The 20,157-nt window shown below is 55.0% G+C and carries 18 protein-coding genes, 3 tRNA genes and 1 riboswitch; of the genes, 16 read left to right on the top strand and 5 right to left on the bottom strand.

Annotation, left to right across the window (positions count from 1 at the left end; all coding sequences use genetic code 11):
* The first annotated feature begins 10 nt into the window (after positions 1–10).
* The 5 genes from QMF38_RS12855 (at position 11) to QMF38_RS12835 (ending at position 7,409) form a co-directional block, all read left to right on the top strand.
* The gene (locus tag QMF38_RS12855; RefSeq protein WP_281759660.1) at positions 11–2,044 is read left to right on the top strand and encodes a YhgE/Pip family protein; all 2,034 of its coding nucleotides are present in this window, start codon (positions 11–13) and stop codon (positions 2,042–2,044) included.
* Between the two features lie 77 nt (positions 2,045–2,121).
* A complete protein-coding gene (gene helD / locus QMF38_RS12850) occupies positions 2,122–4,476 on the top strand; it encodes an RNA polymerase recycling motor HelD (protein WP_281759659.1) in 2,355 nt (784 codons plus the stop codon).
* Between the two features lie 13 nt (positions 4,477–4,489).
* On the top strand, positions 4,490–5,104 hold the full coding sequence (locus QMF38_RS12845) for a histidine phosphatase family protein (RefSeq protein ID WP_006445733.1): 615 nt from the start codon (positions 4,490–4,492) through the stop codon (positions 5,102–5,104).
* Between the two features lie 62 nt (positions 5,105–5,166).
* Positions 5,167–6,441, top strand: coding sequence for a glucose-6-phosphate isomerase (locus tag QMF38_RS12840; RefSeq protein ID WP_281759658.1), 1,275 nt, complete (start codon positions 5,167–5,169; stop codon positions 6,439–6,441).
* A 26-nt stretch (positions 6,442–6,467) separates the two neighbouring features.
* On the top strand, positions 6,468–7,409 hold the full coding sequence (locus QMF38_RS12835; RefSeq protein WP_281759657.1) for an ROK family protein: 942 nt from the start codon (positions 6,468–6,470) through the stop codon (positions 7,407–7,409).
* 37 nt (positions 7,410–7,446) lie between these two features.
* Here QMF38_RS12835 and QMF38_RS12830 read toward each other — a convergent pair whose 3' ends face one another.
* Entirely contained in the window at positions 7,447–7,689 is a 243-nt protein-coding gene (locus tag QMF38_RS12830) for a YkuS family protein (RefSeq protein ID WP_040288470.1), read from the bottom strand.
* 92 nt (positions 7,690–7,781) lie between these two features.
* Between QMF38_RS12830 and QMF38_RS12825 the strand changes: the two genes are divergently transcribed.
* From QMF38_RS12825 to QMF38_RS12800, 6 genes are all read left to right on the top strand, one after another.
* A complete protein-coding gene (locus QMF38_RS12825; protein WP_281759656.1) occupies positions 7,782–8,111 on the top strand; it encodes a hypothetical protein in 330 nt (109 codons plus the stop codon).
* Between the two features lie 144 nt (positions 8,112–8,255).
* Positions 8,256–8,570: a hypothetical protein gene (locus QMF38_RS12820; RefSeq protein WP_040288501.1), complete on the top strand. Its 315-nt coding sequence runs from the start codon at positions 8,256–8,258 to the stop codon at positions 8,568–8,570.
* A gap of 56 nt (positions 8,571–8,626) precedes the next feature.
* Positions 8,627–8,845 carry a hypothetical protein gene (locus QMF38_RS12815; RefSeq protein ID WP_040288468.1) on the top strand — a complete coding sequence of 73 codons (219 nt, stop codon included), beginning with the start codon at positions 8,627–8,629 and terminating at the stop codon, positions 8,843–8,845.
* A gap of 47 nt (positions 8,846–8,892) precedes the next feature.
* A tRNA-Lys gene (locus QMF38_RS12810) sits at positions 8,893–8,968 on the top strand.
* A gap of 9 nt (positions 8,969–8,977) precedes the next feature.
* Positions 8,978–9,053: transfer RNA gene (locus QMF38_RS12805), tRNA-Met, on the top strand.
* Between the two features lie 3 nt (positions 9,054–9,056).
* Positions 9,057–9,133, top strand: a tRNA-Asp gene (locus QMF38_RS12800).
* 150 nt (positions 9,134–9,283) lie between these two features.
* Here QMF38_RS12800 and QMF38_RS12795 read toward each other — a convergent pair.
* Positions 9,284–11,503, bottom strand: coding sequence for an MMPL family transporter (locus tag QMF38_RS12795; protein ID WP_281759655.1), 2,220 nt, complete (start codon positions 11,501–11,503; stop codon positions 9,284–9,286).
* Positions 11,504–11,654: 151 nt separating this feature from the next.
* On the opposite strand from QMF38_RS12795, the gene QMF38_RS12790 reads away from it, so the two are divergent.
* Positions 11,655–12,281 carry a TetR/AcrR family transcriptional regulator gene (locus QMF38_RS12790; protein WP_281759654.1) on the top strand — a complete coding sequence of 209 codons (627 nt, stop codon included), beginning with the start codon at positions 11,655–11,657 and terminating at the stop codon, positions 12,279–12,281.
* Between the two features lie 296 nt (positions 12,282–12,577).
* Here the strand turns inward: QMF38_RS12790 and QMF38_RS12785 are convergent, their stop codons facing one another.
* Positions 12,578–13,117, bottom strand: coding sequence for a 1,2-dihydroxy-3-keto-5-methylthiopentene dioxygenase (locus tag QMF38_RS12785; protein WP_040288465.1), 540 nt, complete (start codon positions 13,115–13,117; stop codon positions 12,578–12,580).
* A 94-nt stretch (positions 13,118–13,211) separates the two neighbouring features.
* The gene (locus tag QMF38_RS12780) at positions 13,212–14,618 is read right to left on the bottom strand and encodes an MFS transporter (RefSeq protein WP_281759653.1); all 1,407 of its coding nucleotides are present in this window, start codon (positions 14,616–14,618) and stop codon (positions 13,212–13,214) included.
* 287 nt (positions 14,619–14,905) lie between these two features.
* Positions 14,906–15,034: riboswitch (cyclic di-AMP (ydaO/yuaA leader) on the bottom strand.
* A gap of 223 nt (positions 15,035–15,257) precedes the next feature.
* Here QMF38_RS12780 and QMF38_RS12775 point away from each other — a divergent pair.
* The 4 genes from QMF38_RS12775 (at position 15,258) to QMF38_RS12760 (ending at position 18,035) form a co-directional block, all read left to right on the top strand.
* Positions 15,258–16,505: a 2,3-diketo-5-methylthiopentyl-1-phosphate enolase gene (locus QMF38_RS12775; protein ID WP_281759652.1), complete on the top strand. Its 1,248-nt coding sequence runs from the start codon at positions 15,258–15,260 to the stop codon at positions 16,503–16,505.
* On the top strand, positions 16,502–17,176 hold the full coding sequence (locus QMF38_RS12770; RefSeq protein WP_281759651.1) for an MtnX-like HAD-IB family phosphatase: 675 nt from the start codon (positions 16,502–16,504) through the stop codon (positions 17,174–17,176). The genes QMF38_RS12775 and QMF38_RS12770 overlap by 4 nt, the downstream gene beginning before the upstream one ends.
* Positions 17,160–17,792, top strand: a complete 633-nt coding sequence (mtnB, locus tag QMF38_RS12765) for a methylthioribulose 1-phosphate dehydratase (RefSeq protein WP_281759650.1) — start codon at positions 17,160–17,162, stop codon at positions 17,790–17,792. The genes QMF38_RS12770 and mtnB overlap by 17 nt, the downstream gene beginning before the upstream one ends.
* Before the next feature lie 66 nt (positions 17,793–17,858).
* Positions 17,859–18,035 carry a hypothetical protein gene (locus QMF38_RS12760; RefSeq protein WP_157057221.1) on the top strand — a complete coding sequence of 59 codons (177 nt, stop codon included), beginning with the start codon at positions 17,859–17,861 and terminating at the stop codon, positions 18,033–18,035.
* A 226-nt stretch (positions 18,036–18,261) separates the two neighbouring features.
* On the opposite strand, the gene asnB is transcribed toward QMF38_RS12760, so the two are convergent.
* Positions 18,262–20,109: an asparagine synthase (glutamine-hydrolyzing) gene (gene asnB / locus QMF38_RS12755; RefSeq protein ID WP_281759649.1), complete on the bottom strand. Its 1,848-nt coding sequence runs from the start codon at positions 20,107–20,109 to the stop codon at positions 18,262–18,264.
* Positions 20,110–20,157 lie beyond the last annotated feature (48 nt).

The following is a 20,157-nucleotide window of genomic DNA, read 5'->3' as shown; positions in this document are numbered from 1 at the left end:
GAGGGAGAGCATGGAGACAGGAGGATTTTGGGCAACCGTTGGTCAGGAATGGTCCTCGAACTTGCGAAGTTGGCGCAACCGAATTCAAGTTTTCGGAATCCTGTTGATTCCTGTATTATATGCGGCTACATTTTTATGGGCGTTTTGGAATCCGTATGGGCACCTTGAACGATTGCCGGTTGCCGTGGTCAATGAAGACCGTGGTGCCACGCTTGATGGCAAGCGTATCGACGCCGGTGCGCAAATGGTCCACCGCTTGAAAACGGATCATAACTTAGGTTGGCGGATTGTCAATGCCAAAGAGGCAGAACAAGGCATGGTGAATGGAACGTATATCATGACGATCACGATTCCACCCAACTTCTCGCAAGAGGCGGCAAACGCGGCGACGCAGCCAGGTGCGCCACAGCCAACCATCCAAAGTGTAACGAACGATCGACATAACTACATTGCGGGCATTGTTGGACGTAATGCGATGGTCAAGTTGGAAGAGCAGACGGCGAGCCAGTTGGCGAGATCGTACGCGGAGAACGTGGTCAGCGGTCTGGTTTCGGCGCAAGCCGGGATTCGCGCCGCGGGCAAAGGTGCATCGCAAGTGGCCGCAGGGGCTGGCAAACTAGAGGCGGCGAGCGGATCTTTGATGAGTGGCGCACAACAGGTGGAAAGTGGATCCACACTGCTTGCCAACAAGCTGCAAACCGCGTCGACAGGCGCAGGCCAGGTTGCGTCTGGTGCGGCAAGAGCACAGCAAGCAGCGGCGCAGCTCGCCGCCGGCATGGCGCAGTTGACACAAGGTGCGGCGCAGGTGCAGACCGGAGCAAAGCAATTGCAGTCAGGGTCGGCGGCGTTGGCAACTGGGGCCGGTCGCGCTGCAACGGGCGCGAGCCAGGTGGCTGGCGGCGCACAACAGGTTGCCGACGGGCTCGCGGCACTTGCGAAGGCGAATCCTGCGTTGGCCGGTTCCGCGCAGTTTCAGTCGTTGTTGACAGCCAGCCAACAAGTCGCGGCCGGATCGGCCCAGGTGGCATCGGCAAACCAGTCGCTTGCGGCAAATGCGCAAAAATTGGCTAGTGGTGCGGGAGCCGTGGCACAGGGGAGTCAGGCTCTGACCACCGGAATCGACAAGGCGTCCTCCGGTGCTCAGCAACTTGCTATAGGTGAAGAGAAGGTCGCGCGTGGAGCAAGTCAACTGGCTGCTGGCATGGGCGGTTTAGAGGGGGGAGCGGCACGCCTCGCCTCCGGTGCACAGGGCTTGCGCCAGGGCATTGAACGCTATACGAACGGCGTCGCGTCGGTCACCTCGGGTGCCCAAACGCTGGCGTCACACTTGCAGTCGGCTGCGCGATCGATGCCGACCGTGCACCACACTCAGATCGTCAACGCCATTGCGGATCCGGTAGGGGTACACCAGCTCGAAGCAGGCAACATCAACACCTATGGCAACGGGTTTGCACCATACTTTTTGTCATTAGGGCTGTACGTCGGCGTTCTGCTCATGAGCGTCATCATATCGTTTCGCGACCCACCGTCGATCCCGTCGTCCGGCTTCGCTTGGTTTGCTTCCAAATGGCTCATGATTGGTGCAATGGCAGTCGTGCAAGCTTTGCTTGCAGACCTCGTACTACTTGCAGGATTAGGTGTGCACACGACGCATCCTGTTTGGTTTGTGTTGTTCTCTGTCTTAACGAGTTTGGTGTTTGCCGCCATCCTATTGTTCTTTGTCGCTGCCATGCAAAACCCCGGACGTTTTATCGGTGTGATTCTGTTGATTTTGCAGTTGACCAGCAGTTCCGGGACCTATCCGGTCGTGCTGTCGCCAAAGTTCTTTCAGAAGTTGGGACCCTGGCTACCGATGCACTATACCGTAGATGGCTTTCGGTATATCATCGGCGGAGGCAATTCGACTGCCATGACGACGGACATCTGGCGCTTGGTGGCTTATGGGATTGTCTTTTTAGCCTTGTCCTGTGTGTTCTTTGCTGCCATGTACCGCAGGCGTTATAAAGGCGCCATGGCAGGCAAGCCGGCCACTTTACAAGCGTGATCGGAGAACTGTTGTCAACCGTCTCTCGCCGTCGCCGCGGAGACGGTTGATGTTCATTGCAGAAGGAGGCAGACCCGATGCAAGAAAACCAGGAGAGCCGTCATCCGGATTGGGCTAGCGAACAGGCGTATGTCAACCAGGTTGTCCAGAGGATTGAAGCGAAGCTGGTGCAAATGCAGGCTGATGTGTCGCAGGTTCGTGGTGAAGTGGTCGACATTCGTCGGCATTTCTGGGACGATGTGACGATCAACGTCAGTAACCCAGACGATCTCGTTGAAACGCACTTTGCGATCCGCCAGCAAGCGGAGCTCTTAGCCGAGCGCGAACGACGGTGGCACCGCGCGGCGGAGGCAGCAGAGGTTCTGGAAAAGCAGAAATCGTCGCCGTTTTTTGCCCGGATCGACTTTCGGGAGCAAGGTGAGGCGGAGACAGAGCGCGTGTATATTGGTATTGCTTCGTTTCGCGACGAGGAGACGGACGAATTTTTGGTCTACGACTGGCGCGCCCCGATTGCCAGCTTGTACTACGACCATACGCCTGGTCCCGTCGCTTTCGCAGCTCCACGCGGAGAGATTCGCGGCGAGATGACCTTGAAACGCCAATTTGTCATTCGCGGGGGCACCATTTTTGCGATGTTTGACGCAGGCATTACGATTGGCGACGAGCTGTTGATGTATGCCCTGTCCGGCCGTGCGGATGCGAAGATGAAAAACATTGTCGCCACTATTCAACGCGAGCAGAATCGCGTCATTCGCGATGATACGAGTCCAGTCCTGATTGTGCGCGGTGCCGCCGGTAGCGGCAAGACGTCGGCTGCGTTGCAACGGGCGGCCTACCTGCTTTATAAGCATCGAGGGCGCTTAGAAGCCAGTCAAATGCTCCTATTCTCACCCAATCCCCTGTTCAGTTCGTATGTGGCCAATGTGTTGCCTGAACTTGGCGAGCAAAACATCGAACAGACGACGTTTTACGATTACCTGAAACGGCGGCTAGATGGTGAATTTGTCGTCGAGGACGGTTTTGACCAGCTTGAGCGGCTTTTGAACCTCGAGGATGGACCAGAAGCCGAAATGCAGATGCTCTCCGCTTCGTGGAAGGCGTCGCCAGCCTTTGCTGATGCCATTCATCAATATGTGTCACAACTCGCTCTTTCTGGTATGCGATTCTTGCCGATCCGGTTCATGGACCGAACGGTTGTTACTGCGGATGAAGTGGCAGCCATTTTCGCACAGACAGAGGCGCACTGGCGGATGCCCCAGCGGATAGAGACGGTGCAAAAAGAGTTGCTGGCACGTCTCGATGCATTTGCCGAGGAGGAAGCGACTGCCGATTGGGTCGAAGATGAGCTGGAGTTGATGTCCGATGAGGATTATCAACGAGCTCATAAACAAGTGGAAAAAAGGCGTCGGCACGCTAAGCATTCGTTTGACGATTACCAAGCAGAGCGCGATGAACTCGCAAAGATGTTGCTTAATCGCCGGTTAAAACCCGTTCGCCGGTTCATTCAACGCCTCGCCTTTGTCGATGTACCAGCCATTTATCAACAATGGTTTGAGCGAGCCTTGGCAGGCCAGGTTTCGGTTCCTTCTGAGGTAGCTCCAGATCTTTGGCGATCCGTGTGCATGTATACCACGCAAGCGATTGCGAACCGTCGACTGCCGTATGAAGATGGTACGCCTTATTTGTATTTAAAGGAGTTGTTACTCGGCCAAGCCGTCAACACGTCGATTCGCCATGTCTTCATCGACGAGGCACAGGATTATTCCTCTCTACAGTTGTACGTTATCCGGCGCCTGTTTCCCCGCAGCCGCCTGACATTGCTTGGCGATCCGAACCAAGCTATCTACGCCCACGTCCCGGGGATGGCGATGGCCGACGAATTGCGGCAAAGCTTTCCGGATTTGACGACTATCGAGCTGACGCGGAGCTACCGTTCGACGGCGCCCATTGTTCGCTTTACACGCGGCATGGCAAGGGACGGGGAAGCCATTGTGCCGTTTGATCGCGAAGGGCCGTTGCCTGTGGTGCAACAGGTCGCGCCTGATGATCAGGTACAACTCATTCGCACCTGGATTGAGGAGTACCTGTGTAAAGGATATCAGTCCATCGCGGTGATATGCCGGACGCAACGAGAAGCGAGCCAGATGGCGGAGCAATTGAAGCTCGTCGGTTGCGATGTGCGCCATATTGACAAAACGACGAGTACATTTTCTGCAGGAGTTGCCATCGTTCCGGCGTATCTAGCTAAGGGTGTGGAATTCGACGGCGTGATCGTCGCGGATGGATCAGCGTCGGCGTATCGGCGCGCGTTTGAGCAAGAGTTGTTTTACACGGCGTGTACGCGCGCGATGCACGAACTGCGGATTGCCTGTGTAGGCAAGCCGAACCGGTGGATTGTCGAACAACCGGCAGACACTTATACACAGGCGTAAGGAGGATGCGGGCATGATGGTTTACCTGTTTCGCCACGGTCAGACGGTCTACAACGCCGATGGCGAACGGTTTTGCGGCACGTCGGACGTGGGCCTGACTGCACTTGGCTGGCAGCAGGCTCGCTGTGCCGCACAAATGCTTGCGGGCGTTCGCGTACATGCATTTGTGCACTCTGGTTTGCGCCGTGCGGCAGAAACGGCGAAGGCCATTCAGGAGTCACATCCGCACTTGGCGAGTGCGGCGTTTTATGTCGAGCCGGCTTTTCGCGAGGTGGGTTTTGGCTCTTGGGAAGGGTTGACACGCGCCGAGGTCAACAAACGTTATCCGGATATGTACGCGCAATGGCTCGCAGATCCCGCGGATGTCAACATTCCGGGCGGCGAGGACATCGGGCAGCGCCAGCAAGAAGTACTGACTGCCTTTTCTCGGCTTATTGAGCGGTTCGCGGATTGTGATATTGCCGTGGTCGCCCACAACACCATTAATCGCCTGTTGTTGGTTGGCTTACTTGGCAGTGACGCCCGCAATTATCGGCGGATCGTACAAGAGAACGCGTGCATGAACATCATTGAATATTCGGAAGCATCAGGTGTTCGCATCCATGCGGTGAATCGTCTTGCAATCTAATGGATAACTGTCGACTGTGGTAAGATACTGAGGGAGATTCGTTAGGTCTAGGAGGGACAGATATGATTCAACTGCATCTGGAAAAAGCGAGAAAATGGTTCACCGAAGAACATGAGAAACGTTTGGCACCGCTTGCTGAGTTTGCTTACGGAGAATTGCAGAATCGCGATCGCGATGCATTCGGTAAGGGCTGGATGTCATGGCCTGTCGATAATCACGAGTCGTTGTATGCGGACATCGACAAAATCGCCTCTGATTTCCGTGCGAAGTCGAACGTGACGGTCGTCATCGGCATCGGTGGCTCCTATCTGGGTGCTCGTTCGGTCCTGTCGATGGTGCAGCCAGAGTTTACGAAAGAAGGCAAACACGAAGTTATCTTCGCTGGTCAACAGCTCAGCCCTACATACCATGCTCATCTCTTGAAGTACCTGGACAGCCGCGAAGTCACTTTGGTGGTTGTTTCGAAATCTGGGACGACCTTGGAGCCGTCGGCGGTGTTCCATACGTTCCGCGACTACTTAGAGAAGCGTTACGGTGAGGCGGAGGCGTCCGCTCGCATCTGTGCCATCACGGATGCGCAAAAGGGCAGCCTGCGCGCGTACGCGGACGAGAAGAAGTACGTGACACTGCCGATTCCAGACGATATTGGCGGTCGCTATTCGGTCTTGTCGGCGGTTGGGTTGTTGCCGATGGCACTCGCTGGCGTCGACTACCGGAAGGTGATGCAGGGAGCTGCCAATATGCGGGATCAGCTTGCGAAAGTAGCGATCACGGCCAATCCAGCGGTACAATACGCCTTGGCGCGCCACGTGTTGTATCAACAAGGATTTGTCGCCGAAGCACTTGTGACCTATGAGCCGCGCGTGGCTGATTTTGCCGGCTGGTGGCAACAGTTGTTCGGCGAAAGCCAAGGCAAAGACGGTATCGGCCTTTATCCGACCATGTTGCAATATACGACCGATTTACATTCGATGGGTCAGTACGTTCAAGATTCGCGCAAGGTGCTCGTCGAAACGGTGCTCGACGCGTTTATCGATGATGCGCCAGAATTGAAAGTGCCAGTGGGATTGGACGAAAAGAACCGCTATTTGGAGAACGTTTCGTTCCACAAGCTGCAGGAAGTTGCCGTCGAGTCGGTCATGATTGCCCACAGCGAAGCCGGCGTTCCGAATATCCGGATTGAGGCCCGCGGCGATGCCGAATCGCTCTACGGAGAATTGGTATACTTCTTTGAAGTCGCTTGTGCATTTGGTGGTTACCTACTTGGTATCAACGCATTCGATCAGCCCGGCGTTGAAGCATACAAGAGCGAAATGAGGGCTCGCTTGCAGAAGTGATGAACTAAGGGAGAAGGGGCAACGGGATGAGTGGAAAGTTGGCTTTAGGCATCGACATCGGCGGTACGAACGTCAAGTTGGCGCTCGTCAACGAAGCTGGTGAGGTCATCGCCAGCGAGTCCGTACCGACGGAGCCAGAGCGGGGAGCGGAGGCATTCTGCCGCGAAGTTGCCGCAACAGCCAAGAAGATGACTGCCCAGGCGGGAATTGCCTGGGCGGAAGTCATCGGGGTAGGCGTCGGCATGGCGGCCTTTCTTGATGTCGAACGAGGATGGATTGAGGAGTCTGTCAATCTCCATTGGCGGGATGTACCTTTGGGAGAGATGCTCACCAGGGAGCTGGGCAAGCCGGTTCGCGTTGACAACGACGCCAACGTCGCTGCGCTCGGTGAGGTTTGGCTGGGTGCGGGGCGCAATGCCAACACCGCCTTGTGCGTGACGCTGGGTACCGGTGTTGGTGGCGGGATCGTCATCAATGGCCGCATACACCGCGGTGTGACCAATATGGCGGGGGAAATTGGCCATATTATGGTCAAAAATGACGGGGAGTTGTGCAATTGTGGCCACCATGGCTGCCTGGAAACCCTGGCGTCAGCGACAGCTCTGTCTCGCCATGCGGAACAAGCTGGTCTCGTCGGCAAAGAAGGGCGTGAATTGACCTCGAAGGAAATCTTCGAGATGGCAGAGGCGGGCAACGCGAAGGCGAAAGCGGTTGTGGACGACATGATTCACTGGCTTGCCGTCGGCTTGTCGATCGGAGCCAACATTCTGAATCCGGACGTCATTGTGATCGCAGGTGGGGTTGTCAACGCCGGCGACGCATTGATTGAGCCATTGCGCAAGGCGTTTCATCGAGAGGCCTTGGCTCGCGTGGCGCGCGCCTGCACGATTGTTCCGGCGAAGCTGGGTTCCCAGGCGGGCGTACTCGGGGCGGCGCGGCTCGTTCTTCAGGAAATCGAAACGGTGTAAGGTGAGCGACAGGCGACTTTGCCTGTCGCCCGCCACATCAATGAATGTACTCTTTGACGCGTTGGTATACGTCTTCTGGGGACAAGCCATCGGCTGAGATGACCGGGACATTGTTGACTACGGTTTGGATGCCCATGATGTTTTTGTCCGATCCGGTGATGACGACCGCACATACGCCGGGCTGTTGGCGCTCGCCCGTCATATCGACCACTTGACACCCTTGTTGTTGTAGGTACTCTTTTACAGGTGTCAAACCTTGTTCTACCGCCACAGACTTCATCGTCATCCCTCCAAGGGTTATGGTCATGCATCCGGTAGTGTTTGAGTGCTGCGCGAAAATATGCAGTTGATGTGCAGAAGGGAGGGGAAGATATGGGCCATGTACACATGATTTACGGGGTGATTTTGATCCTGCTCGCGATTGTCGCGACAGCCTGGGAAATTGCAAGCAAAGCTGGGTTGCCGAAGGCGTTTCGTGGAATCGTCATCGGTTTATTTGACTTGCAGGTGGTTTTGGGTATTATTACATGGATTGTTCGACGGCCGCATTGGCAGTTCATCGGTCATCCAATTCTGATGGTTGCCGCGGTGGTCATCTTACACGTGATGACGTCGCTTCAACATGCGCGATCGCGCCGAATTGCGGGATGGATCATCGCGCTTGTGTTGCTGATCATTGGCGCCGGGGCATATCACGCGTGAGCTTGGCTTCGCAGTCTGATCGGCCTATGGCAACCAAACAGCGCTTGCCCTAGCAACACTCTCCAACGACAATCGAACTTTTCACATGTACAATAGGAACGAATGAAGAGTCGATTGCCGGCTGCTTGAGGGGCATAGTTGCGTATGGCCGATCTATTGCAAATTCAAGTTAAGCATCCTGGAATCGCTTTAACGGAAAAAGAGCAAAAACTGATCGCGTGTCTGGTACAGCGAATCTGTGTGCACCATTTGCATCGTCGGCTTGGCCGGCGGTTTCGGATTCGACCAGCCAATGTCGATTCCATCCACCTTGTGGTGCATCAGACCGTGGCGATTGAACAGGGCATTTCAAACGAAGAACTGAACGACATCGTGCCTGATCTCGTCCGTGATATTCGAGAAACCTTGGCGTGGTGCGACGTTGTGGCAGAGGACATCGTGCTTGTCGCAAAAGCGTGATGACCATTTTGTGTGGGACGTTTGGCGTATTACAATGGGATTGGGGAGGAATACTGATGAAGCTACACATTTCCTTGTTCCAGTTGCCAGACGGTATGTATGTCGCAACCTGTGCAGAAATTCCTATGTGTCAGGTGTTACGAAAGAACAAAGGGCATGCAATGCAAGACGTCAAAAAGCTCGTTCGCCGATTTTTGGAGGAGCGTACAGCAGAAAATCGGCCATTTGTCCCGGAGCTACATGAATTTGAAGTCGAAGATGTAAGTTCTGTTTGACAAGGGCAAATTCCTGTGTTATATTTATAAGCGTTCGCCGGACACCCGGGTCATTAGCTCAATTGGTAGAGCATCCGACTCTTAATCGGCAGGTTGAAGGTTCGAGTCCTTCATGACCCACCAGTTTTATATCGCGGGGTGGAGCAGTTGGCAGCTCGTCGGGCTCATAACCCGAAGGTCGCAGGTTCAAGTCCTGCCCCCGCAACCACTTGGAGCCGTGGTGTAGAGGCCTAACATGCCTGCCTGTCACGCAGGAGATCGCGGGTTCGAATCCCGTCGGCTCCGCCAACATGATAAACCGCCGTTTCGGAGTATCCGAAGCGGCGGTTTTTTTGTGGAATGCGGTACACGATCACTTGTATTGTGTCTATGTTGAAGCTGCTTGTGCAAAACCCAAACGGCGAGGAGGCGCTGGTCGCCATGCCTCGCCACGTTCATTTATTGATTGGTTTTCGCAGACGGATAGGATGGCCAATATGCAAAACGCCCACAGAGTGACGTGATGGCAGGAACGATGAATGGACGGACGACAAACGTATCCAAAAGCACGCCTATGGCAGATACGATACCAAATTGAACGAGCACTTGAATGGGGAGACTGGCCAAAACTGCGAAGGTGCCAGCCAGGATGAGTCCGGCCGAAGTTATGACGCCACTCGTCGCACTTACGGCCTGTTCAATGGCTTCCTGATGGGGTACGCGACCCTTTGCTTGCCATATACGCGACAACACAAAAATGTTGTAGTCTTCCCCGAGTGCGACCAGAAACACAAATGCGTACAACGGTATCGCACCTTGGATGGCTGGCGAGCCAAGCGCGTAGTGTATGACCAGCCAACCTGCTCCCAGTGCGCCGAGGTACGACAAGACGACGGTGACGATGAGATAGACCACTGCAACAATCGAACGCAAGTACATGCACAGGAGTAAGGCAATCATGCCAATAACAATCGGCACTACGACGCCTGTATCGCGATTTGTCAAAGCCTTCGTATCGGCCTGTGTGGCCGTGGGCCCACTGATCCAAACCTGGTGCTTTGCGCTATCGGTTGATTGCGCGTCCAATGCCTTCTCTGCGACACTGCGAATTCGGGCGAGATCGGCCATTGCTGTATTGCTGTACGGGTCCGTTGCCAACGTGATGTCGACAAGCGCGACGCGATTGTGTGTATTGGTTGCGGCAACGTAGGCCGTGTCGATGTACGGTTCGTCTTTGAGTGCCTTGGTTACCGCCTGTGCAGAATCGCTCGGTACGAGCAATTCGACGGGTGCGAGTGCGCCTTTGGCAAAGTGCTCCGACAAAATGGCATAGCCTTCGCGAGAAGGCATTGATGGTGGAAACGACGAGATGAGACTGTACGTCGTTCGGATCTGAAACGTGAATAATCCGAGCCCGATTAAAATCAGCATGCCCAAGGTCGTGACGATGCCTGATCGCGATGTGACCGTGTGCCCAACCCACCGACTGAGTGCGCCCGGCTCACCGCGCCGAACGCGCGATGGCCGAGGGGACGTGGCCTTGGTACCCGCGTCTGGGCGCGGTATGAAAGGAAAGAACGCGACACGCCCCAGGATGGCAAGGAGGGCGGGCAACAGTGTCACGCCGGCGAGAGCTATGATGGCAATGGCCAAGCAAAACGGAACGGCAAATTCATGGTACGACTGGTAACGTGCGAAAAGCAGTGACAAGAGGGCGAGGGCGACGGTGAGTCCACTCATGGCAATGGCCCCGGCTGATCCGCCGACAGCTTTGCGAATGGCACTGTACTTGTCTTCGGATTGATACAATTGTTCTCGGTACCGGGCGACCATCAACAGGCAATAGTCTGTGCCAGCTCCGAACAGTAGGACTGTCATGATGGACGTTGTTTGCGCGTCAAAGGTAATCCAGTGGTGAGCGGCTAACTCCCCGAGGATTGGGCTGATGAGCCCATATGCGATCCCGACGGTCACCAGCGGTACAAACGCGAGAATGGGTGAACGGTACATGACGATAAGCAGTGCCAGAACGAGCAATGTCGTTGCCATAAGCAAAGCGAAATCCGCGTGCTGAAATAAACTGACCGCATCGACCGCGATGCCAGCCGGACCGGTAATTCGCACGTGAAGTCCATCGCCGCTCAGTGGGCCCTGGATAGCGCGACTGCCTGCCGCGGCATCCACAACGTGTTGAATCTGTACCACAGCTTGATGCAATTGCGCTTGTGTAGCGCTGCTTTTGAGCGTGATCGGTAATACGAGAGTCGTTTTGTCCTTAGACATCCATGGCGCGAGGGCAGCTGCTGGCATGGAGGCAAGAGGCGGTACTGCGATCTGCGAAGCAACCGGATGACTCTCGAGCCTCTCGGAAACGCTTTTGATGATTTCGATATCTTTGTTTGTGAGCCCTTGGCTGTCATACCACACCACCAGTGCCGGTGTCCCGGTTGATGCAGGGAAATTCTTCTCTATCCGTTGTTCTGCTTGCACACTGGGCGCGGAATTTGGCAAATAGGAAGCATTGTTGCTTTCTACTCGGTTTGCCGCTGGGAATGCCAACGACGCCACCACTGTGCAGAAAATCCATATGAAAAGCGTAAGCCACTTGCTTCTTCGTCCAGTGGTCCATTTAGCAAGTACACCTAGGTAACTTGCGTGCTCCATTCCTTCCACACACATCCTCTCCTTGCAACTAGGATATCGATCCGAAATTAAATATACCGGAAGGTTAATTTGTCTGTCTATATGGCGCTAACCACAGAGTGTGCTTTGGGCATGCTATACTGATGTGTATGCGAATCGGACGGCTGTTGGATAGGAGGGCTGTGGCGTGCGAAAAGAGGAATCACGGTCACGGCGTCCTGGGCGACCACCGGCAGATTCGGTGGATGTGCCTACTGCCGACCGGATACTGCAGGTTGCCGCGAAATGCTTTATGAAATCTGGCTTTGACAGTGTCAGCATGAGTGAGGTTGCGCGGCAGGCTGAAGTGACGAAGGCCGTATTGTACTATTACTATGCATCCAAAGCGGAACTGTTTCTGCGCTCGTTGCTATATGTTATGGAGATTTCGCGGCAGCGGACCGTTGCCATTCTTGAGAGTTCAGAGCCGCTGTATGCTCGTCTCGAAAGGCTTACCCGTATTCGCCTAAGCATCGACGTCACCTTGGACATGAATTTTATTATGCGCGGCAGTGAAGACGTATTGTCGACGGAACAGTTGGCGGAATTGCGCTTGGCAGAGGAGCGTTTGCTGGAGGCCTTGGCCAGTGCATTTGAAGAAGAGATGCACGCAGGTGGCATTCGCCAAGCATCCCCGGAGTTCATCGCCCGCACATATTTGTCGCTGTTGGTCATTGGCAAGGGGCACATGCAAAGGCTAGGTGCTGCTGCCGATGTGAACACCATCGCGGAGGAGATCGTTTCGTTATTATGGTATGGCATTGGTGTGAACTGAGGTAAGTTACTCCGATGGCGATCCGCCCAAAATACGGGCTACCGGGCGAATGCCCTTGGCGCCGCCCAGCGGCTTACATATCGTATATCGAATCCACCATGACAAAGGAGGATGACGATATATGTACGGTGTTTTCGGTGGGTATACGCGTTGGGCGGTTGTGTTCCTCATCATCTTTGTGCTCTTCTTCCTGTTCGTTCCGGCAGCTCCGGTTGCAACGGCAACCTGCTGACGTCTGAAAAACAAAAAGCGGCGGCCCATCTCGGCCGTCGCTTTTTGCTTCTTATAAAGGATACTCACGCTTGCTGAAAAGCGGGATCGGCATAAGGGTGTGCAACCCAGCCGGCGGGATCGATAAACAGTCGTACAGCGACCACTTTTCGTTCGTCTGTCAATGTGAAAAAGTGCGGATTGCCTTCCGGCACCGAGATCACATCGCCTGCTTGCAGGACGACGTCAAAGTATCCATCCTTGCCTTTGATCACGAAAATGCCGCTGCCAGCCGCGATGGCACGCACTTCATCCTCCGTGTGCGTGTGCACCTGCTCAAACTTCTTTAACATGTCTTCAATATTCGGCGTGCTGTCTGACAGGGCAATTACGTCCCATTTGACGTACCCTCGTTTCTGACTAAGCGCCTGGATGTCTTCGTTGAGGGCCGCGAGAATTTCGTCCTTTTCTGCATCGGTCAAGACAAACTTGTTTTGCAGGTGGGCAGGCATTTTTGCCTCGACATCCCAGTGATCGTAGTACACGTCGTTCGCGGTGAGAAACGTACGCACTTCATCTTCGCCGCGGATCTCTGTGCCAGTGTCACGAATGCGGATGACCGCCATCGACCATTCCTCCTTCAAGTACCAAGGGTGGCCGATGGGCCACCCATACCTAACGCTATCTTAAATTTGGTGTAGACGTTTGTCTATCTGCAGATTATCGCGAGATGTGACGAACCGATTGCGATTGTCTGGCCCCTGCTGTGCTGTGTCGATGCGATCTCGCCACCTCGGCAACGCTGGCTTCGTTGAGCGTTTGTTGTGTGGTTTCCGGTGCAAGCAGGATACAGACGACGAGACCGCCCAGGGTCACGAGCGCTCCAACGAGCATCGTGGGTCCGATGCCAAAGCGCGACAGACCCCAGGGGAACAAGTAGGTTCCGAATACTGCGCCAAACCGGCTGATACACGTTGTAATACCGACCGCGGTGCCGCGTACCTCTGTTGGAAACAGTTCGTTAGGCGCAAGCCATTCCATCACGTTCGGGCCACCTGAGAATAGCGCGTACAAGATAAAGCCCAATAGAATGATGGCCAGTGGCCCGCTTGGGAAGAAGCCCAAAAGGGCAATGCCGACAGTCATCCCGGCGAAAGCGATGATGATAAGGCGTCGCCGCCCCCAACGGTTGACCAGAAAGAGAGCCGGAATACAGCCAATGAGAAACAATGCGCTGATGATGGCAGCGCCGTAGCCTGATGCACCCGTGAACAGGTGGTAGGACGTAAGCATTTCGGGGCCGAACGTCAGCATCGCGAACAGCGGTGCTACGGCCGCCATGTAGAACAGGCCGACGTATAGAGTTCGTTTGACGTATGCACGCGAGAACAGCTTCAGGTAACTGGTGCGGCCTTTGCTTTCTGCGGGTACCTCGATATCCGCCAAGGAGGCTTCCGGTCCATATACCGACCGTAAGACCTGCAGGGCCTCATCCTTACGCCCCTGTTGCAGCAACCAGCGCGGCGATTCAGGTGTACCCATGCGTAAGAGAACCAAGATGACGGCAGGAACCGCACTGCTAGCCAAGATCCAGCGCCAAGCCTCCGGGCCGATGGCGAGCATCCACTGGCCCACCAGATAGGCGACCGTCGAACCCACGTAATATGCCACCAACGTCACGCCGAGCATCATACCGCGATGGCGGCGCGGGGCAAATTCAGTCAACAGGGATGTCGCAATCGGGTAATCAGCACCGACGGAAATGCCAAGGACGATGCGCAAGGCAAATAACTCCCAGGCGTTATGAACGAAAAACTGCAGTACGGAAGCGACGATGAGCAAGATGAAGTCGATGGTATACATCAATTGGCGGCCAAATTTGTCGGTCACATAGCCGAGAAATCCGCCAATAAAGATGCCTATCAACGCAGATGCGCCAATCAAACCGCTCCACATTGCATTCAAATGCAATTGGGGCGTGATTTGGGTCAGGGCGATCGCGATGATGCTGAGAATGTATCCGTCGAGAAATGGGCCGCCGGAAGAGTAAATCGTCAGTTTTAGGTGAAACGGACTAAACTTCGCGTCTTCTACCACGTTGGTGGTTTTTGCAGACAAACCATCCATCCCCTTTCTTCTTTTGGCAACAGAGATGTCAACGGGAAGCCCAAGCGCGTGCAAATGAACAGCTTCGCTTGGTGTTCAGATTTTTGGGCGTGAAATTTTCTGGGCACGAAATATAAAGGTATGCATCTTCCCGTGGCGATGGGGCGCCCAAAAGCGAACCCTTGCGTTGGCGTACAGTGCTTGGCTTTAAGATCAGGGATTGGATGGTGGATCTGCAGCTGAAGATTCGTGGAAAGGTTTGAGCAGGACAACACAGAAGGGACTTGCAGTATACAACATGGGCACAGCACTCCTTTCATGACGCTTGCGAGGTTAGCTGACGGGTTAGGGCTGAAAGGCGCCCCACGCGACAAATGCGTTTCACCCCAGGTATGGGTCCCCCGCTTCCCCATTCGGGAATTCAGCGTGGCAACAAACGTTGCTCTTATTACGTTAACGCAAATATTGCATGGTTGCAAATGAACTTGTCCACAATACTCACAGGTTTTATCCACAATTCATCCCCAGTTATCCACAGTGTGCTGTGGAGAAGTGCTGTGCTATGAACATAACGCTTGTGTATAATGACGAATGGGCCATCAACAGCCTTGTGGATAATTTGGTTGACACGAGTGGATTGGATGAACGGGGTGTACATAGATGAACGATGTTACCAGTACAGATATGCATCGCGATTCGCGCTATATCGTGGCCACATATCGGTTGCGCGATCGCGAAAATCGGCTTGCAGCCCGTGCGGAGGGTATCGCCATTGGGCTGACAATTGGCACGTGGACAGATCTGCCGTCGTTGCGTAAGGAGCAGGTGGCAGCTCATTGTGGACAGGTACAAGGCATTCGCGTTGTCGATGCGGCAGAAGCAGGCGATGTGATTGCTGAAATCGATATTGCTTACCCTGTTGCGAATCTTGACACGACCTTCGCGTCTCTGCTGACAACTGTGTTTGGCAAGCTTTCGATGGACGGCGAAATTCGCTTAGAGAGGTTGTCCTTGCCCGAAGCGTGGGAGCGTGTCTATCCAGGGCCGAAATTCGGCGTCAACGGCGTTCGCGAACGCTATGGCGTATTCGGGCGGCCGTTCGTGATGAGTATTTTCAAAGCTTGTGCGGGCCTTACGCTGGAAGAACTGGTCGCCCAGTTTGGCGAGCAAGCATCGGGTGGCGTCGACCTCGTCAAGGACGACGAGATTTTCTTCAGTGAGGCACATGCGACGGCGGCCGAGCGCGTTGTGGCGTATCGCGAGAAGGCGCGTCAAATTGCAGTACAGACCGGGCGGGAAACGGCGTATGCGGTCAACCTGACGGGACCTGTGCACCAGCTGCGCGAGAAGGCAAAACGCCTGGCCGACCTTGGCGCCGGTGCCATCCTGTTTAACGTCGTTGCCTACGGATTTGACGTCCTCGCCGATCTCGCTCGCGATCCCGACGTTTCTGTACCAATTCTTGCACATCCGGCGGTATCCGGCGCCCTCTACGGGTCGCCGAATTACGGTATCGCCGCAGATATCGTGCTGGGTCAACTCATGCGATTGGCGGGGGCTGACATGGGCATTTTCCCGTCCATGTATGGCAGCGTGACATTGGGTGGCGAGGCCACGGATCGGTTACTTGGGCACCTGCGTAAGGACGGCGTCCATCGCAAGGTTCTACCAGCACCATCTGCAGGGATTTACCCGGGACTCGTTCCGCAGTTGTACCGGGACTTTGGCATTGACCTCATTCTCAATGCAGGCGGTGGCATTCATGGCCATCCAGGTGGCGCCAGCATGGGTGGACAGGCGTTCTTTGACGCGATCGCGGCTGTACAAGAGGGCGTACCACTCCAAGATGCCGCTGAGGATAAGCCGGCTTTAGCCGCTGCCATTGCAAAGTGGGGGGTGCGGGCGTGACGGTTCGCGTAATTTGCGATTTTGACGGAACGATTTCAGAACGCGACATGATTACTACGATTATGGAAAGATTTGTGCCTGAGGAAAGCCAGCCCATCATCGAGGCAGTCAAGCAAGGTCGACGAACCGTGAAGGATGGCGTCGAAGCGATGTTCCAGCTGATTCCTTCGGATCAGTATGACGAGGTTACCCGGTTTGCACAGGATCACACACGAGTTCGGCACGGTTTTCCACAATTCATCCACACCTGTGCACAACTTGGGTGGAAGCTGTCCGTAGTTAGCGGCGGATTCGACTTTTTCGTGTTGCCGGTTATCCACAAATTCTCCACAGGGACTGTGGATATCTATTGTAACCACCTCGATACAAGTGGCCGACGGCTACATGTGCAGTGGTCGCACCCTTGTGATCCAGCTTGCGAGGGTGGTTGCGGACTGTGTAAGCCGAGCGTAATTCGGCAACTTGTCCAGCCAGGGGACAGCGTGATCGTCATCGGGGATGGCGTGACAGACTTTAAAGCGGCACAAATGGCAGACTTCGTGTTTGCGCGGGCGCAACTTTTGGCATTGGTAGAGGAGCGGGGCATTCCACATCTGCCTTTTACAACGTTCGACGATATCGTAGCAGCTATCGACGACAAGGAGGCTTCACTTCATGCATACATTCAGTGAACAGGCACAGGGCGTGATCGAACTTGCGCGCTTCGCCTCTGACAAGGGTTGGTTGCCTGCCACCAGCGGGAATCTCTCAATTCTGGTCGAACGCGATCCGCTCCTGTTTGCGATTACGCGCAGCGGTGCGGACAAGCAACGCCTGACCGAACGGGATGTGTTACTAGTCGACGCCGACATGCGGGTGCAAGGCGAGACCTCATACAGGCCATCTGCCGAGACGACCGTCCATGTTGCTTTGTATGACAAACTGTCATGTGGCAGCATCCTGCACGTACATACGGTGTATAACAATCTGATTAGCGAACTGTTCGCCCGGCAAGGATATGTCGAAATTGCGCATCACGAATTGCTCAAGGCGCTCGGGCACTGGGAGGAAGATGCTTCTGTGCGGATACCGATTGTCCCGAACTGGGCGGATCTGCACCAACTCGGCCAAGCTGTCGCGGATGCGGCAAAGCCCGACGTGCCTGCCGTACTCGTTCGTGCGCATGGCGTGTATGCATTCGGCGATACCCCAGACGCGGCGCGCCGGCACTTGGAAGCGGTGGAGTTTCTCTGCGAGTATGTGTACCGGTTGGAGCTCATACGCAACGCAGGCTTCGTAAGCCCATAAAAAGCCGTATTCGATCCGCCCGACTCGGCAGATACTAACGCCAAAATGCCGAAGGGCGGTGTGTAGATGGGTGCGGAGATGGCCACTTGGTTTCAGGATGTCGACACTGATACGGTCATGTGGATGATCATCTCGTTTTGCATCGTGGTGGCGACTGGGGCTGCCATGATTTATTGGGATCATTTCATGCGGGCACGGGAAAAAGTGCTTCAGGAGGCCCGTATCGACGATCCGCGCTTATAAATGCAAAAGGCTGCCCAGATCAACGATTCCGTTGATTTTCGGGCAGCTTTTTGCCGCTATGCGGACGGTGACGGTTTAGTCCTGACGGCGGAAGCGAAGGTCGACATACGCCCACACGGCGCCAAGCCCAACAAGAAATGCAACACCCCAAATCCAGTCGTGGATCACGGCGGTCAACCCCCTTCAGGGCATAGCATCTGCCGAATCGAAGGAGGTATGCAATCCGTCATTTGACACGCACGTTGTAACGTTGAAGCCACTCGTTAACCTCATACAGATAGTGGAACATCTGAGCCGTACCCATAATTTGACCGAACCATGGACGATGCTCGGACGGCTGCTTGCTGATCTGCGCAAGTGCACGCACTGCATTTGCATCAATGAAGGGCAGGATGGGAGATGACGAATCATCCAACATCGCGAGTGCTTTGTTGCGCACCAGCGCCAGATAAGCAGGATTTGGCGTCGACGGATACGGGCTCTTTTTGCGATAAAGCGCTTCATGCGGCAGAAAATCCGACATGGCTTGGCGCAGTACACCTTTGACTTCGTTGCCCGCCGTTTTAAAGGCCCACGGTATGTTAAACACGTACTCGACCAACCGGTGATCGCAAAACGGCACGCGGACCTCGAGGCCGGAACCCATGCTCATGCGATCTTTGCGATCCAAGAGCGTCGGCATAAAGCGCGTGATCGACAGATAGCCAATCTCGCGTACGCGCGCATCACGGCCTGTTTCTCCGGGTAGTCTGGGTACTTCCGACAAGGCTTCGAGGTACCTCTCCTGCACGTATGCCTGTGGGCGGATGGCCTGTTTTAAGGCATCCGACATCACGCCCATGCGCTCGTGTAAGCGTAATGACCAGGGGAAGGTGTCCGCTGCGAGCGCGTCTTCCCGATGGAACCATGGGTACCCGCCAAAAACTTCGTCCGCGGCTTCACCGGACAGGGCAACGGTGACATCCTCTTTAATCCGTCTGCAAAATAGGAAGAGCGATGTGTCGATGTCAGCCATACCAGGCAAATCCCTAGCCAACAGCGGATCGAGCAAGTGCCGCTCGAGATCTGGGGTATCAAAGATGACACGATGATGGACGCTGCCGATATGCTCGGAGATCATTTGTGCCCACGGTCCATCCAGACTCTTCTGGAAGGCGTTAGCCGTAAAGTGCTTCTCCATGTCTTGAAATTCGATGGCGTACGTGTGCAGCGCATCGCGTCCTTGACGCTGGAAGTAGCGTGCGGCAATTGCCGATACGACGCTGGAGTCAAGGCCGCCGGACAGAAAGGTCGCCAAGGGTACATCGGATACGAGCTGGCGCTCCACCGTGTCGATCATCAGATCCCGTACCGTTTCGACGGTCTTTTCGAGCGAATCCTCGTGCTCGACACTCTTCAACTGCCAGTACCGCTTCGTGCGGATGCCGTCCGGCGTGCCGATGAGAATGTGGCCAGGGCGGAGCTCATCGATGCCGACAAATACACCTACCCCAGGCGTGCGCGCTGGCCCAATCGCAAATATCTCAGCCAGGCCTTGTTCGTCAATCACGGGTTCGATGGCTGGGTGTTTAAGCAGCGCTTTGAGTTCCGATCCAAAGACAATGCCTTGGCCGACTCGACTGATGAAGAGCGGTTTGACGCCCAGGCGATCACGCCCCATAAACAACCGCTGATTCGCGGCATCCCAGATGGCGAACGCGAAGATGCCATTGAACTTGGATACACATTCTTCGCCCCATGCGACATAAGACACGAGAAGTACTTCGGTATCCGAGTAGCCGTAAAATGAAAAACCCTCTGCCTGCAGTTGCTGTCTGAGTTCGTCCGTATTGTACAGCTCGCCGTTATATACAATCGTATACGCGCGATCGCCAAAATGCCTTGTCATTGGTTGTTTGCCACCGTCGGGATCGACGACGACGAGCCTTCTGTGCGCAAAGAGCGCGTGTGGATCCGTGAACAGCCCGTCGGCATCCGGTCCGCGCGCAACAAGCGTGTCACCCATGGCTTTTACTGTTTGTGTTTTCGATGTGAGGTCGCGGGACCAGTCGACCCAACCTGTGATACCGCACATGCGCTCATCCTCCTTATGGAAACTGCCCGCCTATGGCGAAGCAAGGCA

Origin of the sequence: Alicyclobacillus hesperidum subsp. aegles (genome assembly GCF_027923525.1) — a bacterium.
GTDB lineage: Bacteria > Bacillota > Bacilli > Alicyclobacillales > Alicyclobacillaceae > Alicyclobacillus > Alicyclobacillus aegles.
Note: the sequence above shows the minus strand (reverse complement) of the source record. Positions and strands in the feature narration are given on the sequence as shown.

What these genes read in the sequence shown, in the direction of transcription:
- QMF38_RS12780 (WP_281759653.1), bottom strand. Translation starts at nt 14,618, where the DNA reads ATGGATGGTTTGTCTGCAAAAACCACCAACGTGGTAGAAGACGCGAAG.
- QMF38_RS12825 (WP_281759656.1), top strand. Translation starts at nt 7,782, where the DNA reads ATGGGCCATGTACACATGATTTACGGGGTGATTTTGATCCTGCTCGCG.
- QMF38_RS12840 (WP_281759658.1), top strand. Translation starts at nt 5,167, where the DNA reads ATGATTCAACTGCATCTGGAAAAAGCGAGAAAATGGTTCACCGAAGAA.
- QMF38_RS12830 (WP_040288470.1), bottom strand. Translation starts at nt 7,689, where the DNA reads ATGAAGTCTGTGGCGGTAGAACAAGGTTTGACACCTGTAAAAGAGTAC.
- QMF38_RS12775 (WP_281759652.1), top strand. Translation starts at nt 15,258, where the DNA reads ATGAACGATGTTACCAGTACAGATATGCATCGCGATTCGCGCTATATC.
- QMF38_RS12785 (WP_040288465.1), bottom strand. Translation starts at nt 13,117, where the DNA reads ATGGCGGTCATCCGCATTCGTGACACTGGCACAGAGATCCGCGGCGAA.
- QMF38_RS12855 (WP_281759660.1), top strand. Translation starts at nt 11, where the DNA reads ATGGAGACAGGAGGATTTTGGGCAACCGTTGGTCAGGAATGGTCCTCG.
- asnB (WP_281759649.1), bottom strand. Translation starts at nt 20,109, where the DNA reads ATGTGCGGTATCACAGGTTGGGTCGACTGGTCCCGCGACCTCACATCG.
- QMF38_RS12820 (WP_040288501.1), top strand. Translation starts at nt 8,256, where the DNA reads ATGGCCGATCTATTGCAAATTCAAGTTAAGCATCCTGGAATCGCTTTA.
- QMF38_RS12845 (WP_006445733.1), top strand. Translation starts at nt 4,490, where the DNA reads ATGATGGTTTACCTGTTTCGCCACGGTCAGACGGTCTACAACGCCGAT.
- QMF38_RS12760 (WP_157057221.1), top strand. Translation starts at nt 17,859, where the DNA reads ATGGGTGCGGAGATGGCCACTTGGTTTCAGGATGTCGACACTGATACG.
- QMF38_RS12835 (WP_281759657.1), top strand. Translation starts at nt 6,468, where the DNA reads ATGAGTGGAAAGTTGGCTTTAGGCATCGACATCGGCGGTACGAACGTC.
- QMF38_RS12815 (WP_040288468.1), top strand. Translation starts at nt 8,627, where the DNA reads ATGAAGCTACACATTTCCTTGTTCCAGTTGCCAGACGGTATGTATGTC.
- mtnB (WP_281759650.1), top strand. Translation starts at nt 17,160, where the DNA reads ATGCATACATTCAGTGAACAGGCACAGGGCGTGATCGAACTTGCGCGC.
- helD (WP_281759659.1), top strand. Translation starts at nt 2,122, where the DNA reads ATGCAAGAAAACCAGGAGAGCCGTCATCCGGATTGGGCTAGCGAACAG.
- QMF38_RS12795 (WP_281759655.1), bottom strand. Translation starts at nt 11,503, where the DNA reads ATGTGTGTGGAAGGAATGGAGCACGCAAGTTACCTAGGTGTACTTGCT.